This is a genomic window from Bacillus cereus group sp. N6 (assembly GCF_016483705.1).
Lineage (GTDB): Bacteria > Bacillota > Bacilli > Bacillales > Bacillaceae_G > Bacillus_A > Bacillus_A wiedmannii.
This window is the reverse complement of record NZ_JAEHBI010000152.1, coordinates 1-1,714: the sequence shown is the minus strand read 5'-3', so window position 1 is coordinate 1,714 and position 1,714 is coordinate 1. Positions and strand designations below refer to the sequence as shown.

Genomic DNA, 1,714 nt, shown 5'->3' with positions numbered 1-1,714 from the left:
CTCAGTATTTACAAATGAGAGGCATATGAAACTAGTAAAATTAAAAAAGCTTCCGTGAGGAAGCTGAGTAGTTACCAAAAAAGTTTTATATTAGTACCACACACCGGTTTTCCGGCACACTTCGAATGTTATATTTAATCCGCTATTCCGGTAGACAAGGAGCGATTTGATGGAACTAGAAAAGGTTATACGAAAGTATGAAGTTGATTTATTACGTTTGCCCAATGTTGTAGGAGTAGGAATGGGAATTCTACACGAGAAAGAGGTTGTTCAAGTCTTTGTGTCTAAAAAAGTACGACGATGTCAATTAAAAGAAGAGGATATTATACCTACACAGCTAGATACATACCCAACAAATATTATAGAAGTTGGATTCATTATCAATCATGAAATATGATAAGGGAGAGAACAGTATGGGGAAATATTGTCAATTCAAGAGCAACAAGACATTCAGAAAGTACAAAAAAGTGTAGAAGAGGATATCTTACAATTCAGGAATGTAACCGGTATCGGAGCAGGAATTCAACAAGTAAACGGGGTTATAACAGGTACACCCTCGTTACTTGTATTCGTAGATCAAAAACTTCCAGTCGAAGTATTAGAAACAAATCAAGTCATTCCAAAAGAAATAAACGGGATATCTATTTGCTGGTACTCAACAAACACTACAATTTGATACACAAGCACTTTCAACTCGAGTTCGCCCAGTCAAAGGGGGATATAGCGTTGCTCATCGAAATGTAACAGCTGGCACAATTACTACGTGTGTATATGATATCTTACCCAATGGTTCTATAAATCCCCCGCATCGGGCTACGGAATTCCAAATCGATACTATTTATTAAGTAATAACCATGTATTAGCCAATAGTAACAATGCGAGTATAGGTGAACCTATCTTACAACCCGGTCCAATTGATCGTATTGCAACTCTATCAAGATTTATTCCAATTATCTGTTCTTCGCAGGTACCACTTGAAAATCAAAATAATCTCGTTGATGCTGCTATTGCAGAAGCCCCTTTTCATCAAATCGATCGTACGATTCATTGGAGTGGTCAGGTAAAAGGATGGCGACGTAAACAAAATGTAACTGTTGGTACCCGTGTAATGAAAGTAGGACGGACTACGAACCATACACATGGTGTTATCACTGCAGTGAATGCAACAGTAGATGTAAATTATGGAAGTGGCAGAATTGCACGATTTCGAGATCAAATTATTATAACAAATCTTTCTTCTAGCGGAGATTCTGGTTCTTTAATCACGACAAATGATGGCATTGCTGTGGGATTATTATTTGCCAGTTTATCTTCAGTAACCATTGCGAACCATATTGAACATGTACGATCGTTACTTGGAATTGAGGTGGCGGAAAGTATTTTATAAATAAATTCTTGTACAGAAACATTTATTTTATATTTAAGGACATGAATGTCAACTTTGTTTTGTATTTTTCTCAACATACAACCTAAGGAATTTCATCATTTTAGCCAAGAAAATTAATGTTAAGGGGGATAGTCTATATCTATTAACTTAAAGATAGAAATTCCATGGTTTTCCGTTAACTAAAATGAAGAAACTTTCAAACAGTATAACTTTCGTATGATTGATTATGCAGCGTTCTTTTGTTTTATATATCCTGACCTGGTCAAGAAAAACTGGAACATCAATTAGATTACGCAATTGATTTTGAATACTGATACGGAGTCATGC

3 protein-coding genes are annotated in these 1,714 nt (G+C 35.7%); all 3 read left to right on the top strand.

Annotation, left to right across the window (positions count from 1 at the left end):
* The first annotated feature begins 169 nt into the window (after window positions 1–169).
* The 3 genes from JDS99_RS30540 to JDS99_RS32250 all read left to right on the top strand — a co-directional run bounded on the left by JDS99_RS30540 (window position 170) and on the right by JDS99_RS32250 (window position 1,387).
* A complete protein-coding gene (locus JDS99_RS30540) occupies window positions 170–397 on the top strand; it encodes a hypothetical protein (RefSeq protein ID WP_199696460.1) in 228 nt (75 codons plus the stop codon).
* 27 nt (window positions 398–424) lie between these two features.
* Window positions 425–676, top strand: a complete 252-nt coding sequence (locus tag JDS99_RS32255; RefSeq protein ID WP_242475816.1) for a hypothetical protein — start codon at window positions 425–427, stop codon at window positions 674–676.
* A 432-nt stretch (window positions 677–1,108) separates the two neighbouring features.
* Complete coding sequence (locus JDS99_RS32250) at window positions 1,109–1,387, top strand: hypothetical protein (RefSeq protein ID WP_242475815.1); 279 nt, start codon at window positions 1,109–1,111, stop codon at window positions 1,385–1,387.
* The last annotated feature ends 327 nt before the right edge of the window (window positions 1,388–1,714 follow it).

Excerpts from the sequence above, each read along its gene's own strand:
- JDS99_RS32250 (WP_242475815.1), top strand. The coding sequence starts at position 1,109 with ATGAAAGTAGGACGGACTACGAACCATACACATGGTGTTATCACTGCA.
- JDS99_RS30540 (WP_199696460.1), top strand. The coding sequence starts at position 170 with ATGGAACTAGAAAAGGTTATACGAAAGTATGAAGTTGATTTATTACGT.